Origin of the sequence: Streptomyces sp. NPDC059255 (genome assembly GCF_042752355.1) — a bacterium.
Taxonomy (GTDB): domain Bacteria; phylum Actinomycetota; class Actinomycetes; order Streptomycetales; family Streptomycetaceae; genus Streptomyces.
In genome coordinates this window covers 1-2,389 of sequence record NZ_JBHYZP010000093.1, presented here as the reverse complement: position 1 = coordinate 2,389, position 2,389 = coordinate 1, and the positions used below count along the sequence as shown (strand labels likewise).

The 2,389-nt window shown below is 56.2% G+C and carries 1 rRNA gene; it reads right to left on the bottom strand.

Going from position 1 to position 2,389, the window contains the following annotated elements:
• Positions 1-21: 21 nt before the first annotated feature.
• Positions 22-2,389, bottom strand: a 23S ribosomal RNA gene (locus ACFXKG_RS41125); the annotation flags it as partial.

Sequence of the window (2,389 nt, the reverse complement as noted above, 5' to 3'; positions counted from 1 at the left end):
ACACAGTGGACGCGAGCAACTGAGGACAAGCCCTCGGCCTATTAGTACCAGTCAGCTCCAACCGTTACCGGTCTTCCACATCTGGCCTATCAACCCAGTAGTCTCCTGGGAGCCTTAACCCCTCATGGGGGTGGGAGTCCTCATCTCGAAGCAGGCTTCCCGCTTAGATGCTTTCAGCGGTTATCCTTTCCGAACGTAGCCAACCAGCCATGCCCTTGGCAGAACAACTGGCACACCAGAGGTTCGTCCGTCCCGGTCCTCTCGTACTAGGGACAGCCCTTCTCAAGACTCCTACGCGCGCAGCGGATAGGGACCGAACTGTCTCACGACGTTCTAAACCCAGCTCGCGTACCGCTTTAATGGGCGAACAGCCCAACCCTTGGGACCGACTCCAGCCCCAGGATGCGACGAGCCGACATCGAGGTGCCAAACCATCCCGTCGATATGGACTCTTGGGGAAGATCAGCCTGTTATCCCCGGGGTACCTTTTATCCGTTGAGCGACGGCGCTTCCACAAGCCACCGCCGGATCACTAGTCCCGACTTTCGTCCCTGCTCGACCCGTCGGTCTCACAGTCAAGCTCCCTTGTGCACTTACACTCAACACCTGATTACCAACCAGGCTGAGGGAACCTTTGGGCGCCTCCGTTACTCTTTAGGAGGCAACCGCCCCAGTTAAACTACCCATCAGACACTGTCCCTGATCCGGATCACGGACCCAGGTTAGACATCCAGCACGACCAGAGTGGTATTTCAACGACGACTCCACCTGAACTGGCGTCCAAGCTTCACAGTCTCCCACCTATCCTACACAAGCCGAACCGAACACCAATATCAAACTATAGTAAAGGTCCCGGGGTCTTTCCGTCCTGCTGCGCGAAACGAGCATCTTTACTCGTAGTGCAATTTCACCGGGCCTATGGTTGAGACAGTCGAGAAGTCGTTACGCCATTCGTGCAGGTCGGAACTTACCCGACAAGGAATTTCGCTACCTTAGGATGGTTATAGTTACCACCGCCGTTTACTGGCGCTTAAGTTCTCAGCTTCGCCACCCCGAAGAATGACTAACCGGTCCCCTTAACGTTCCAGCACCGGGCAGGCGTCAGTCCGTATACATCGCCTTACGGCTTCGCACGGACCTGTGTTTTTAGTAAACAGTCGCTTCTCGCTGGTCTCTGCGGCCACCCCAAGCTCAGAGTGCAAAACTCATCACCCAGAATGGCCCCCCTTCTCCCGAAGTTACGGGGGCATTTTGCCGAGTTCCTTAACCATAGTTCACCCGAACGCCTCGGTATTCTCTACCAGACCACCTGAGTCGGTTTAGGGTACGGGCCGCCATGAAACTCGCTAGAGGCTTTTCTCGACAGCATAGGATCATCCACTTCACCACAATCGGCTCGGCATCAGGTCTCAGACTTAATGTTGCACGGATTTACCTGCACAACGCCCTACACCCTTACCCCGGGACAACCACCGCCCGGGCTGGACTACCTTCCTGCGTCACCCCATCACTTACCTACTACCACCTTGGATCGACGGCTCCACCACTCCCCTTTGCCCGAAGGCTCCAGGACGGCTTCACGGCCTTAGCATCAATGGATTCAGTACTGGGCGTTTCAAAGCGGGTACCGGAATATCAACCGGTTGTCCATCGACTACGCCTGTCGGCCTCGCCTTAGGTCCCGACTTACCCTGGGCAGATCAGCTTGACCCAGGAACCCTTAGTCAATCGGCGCACACGTTTCCCACGTGTGTATCGCTACTCATGCCTGCATTCTCACTCGTGAACCGTCCACAACTAGCTTCCGCTGCTGCTTCACCCGGCACACGACGCTCCCCTACCCATCACAGTCCCCGTTGGGGGTATGTACTGCAATGACACGACTTCGGCGGTACGCTTGAGCCCCGCTACATTGTCGGCGCGGAATCACTTGACCAGTGAGCTATTACGCACTCTTTCAAGGATGGCTGCTTCTAAGCCAACCTCCTGGTTGTCTCTGCGACTCCACATCCTTTCCCACTTAGCGTACGCTTAGGGGCCTTAGTCGATGCTCTGGGCTGTTTCCCTCTCGACCATGGAGCTTATCCCCCACAGTCTCACTGCCGCGCTCTCACTTACCGGCATTCGGAGTTTGGCTAAGGTCAGTAACCCGGTAGGGCCCATCGCCTATCCAGTGCTCTACCTCCGGCAAGAAACACACGACGCTGCACCTAAATGCATTTCGGGGAGAACCAGCTATCACGGAGTTTGATTGGCCTTTCACCCCTAACCACAGGTCATCCCCCAGGTTTTCAACCCTGGTGGGTTCGGTCCTCCACGAAGTCTTACCTCCGCTTCAACCTGCCCATGGCTAGATCACTCCGCTTCGGGTCTTGAGCGCGCTACTATA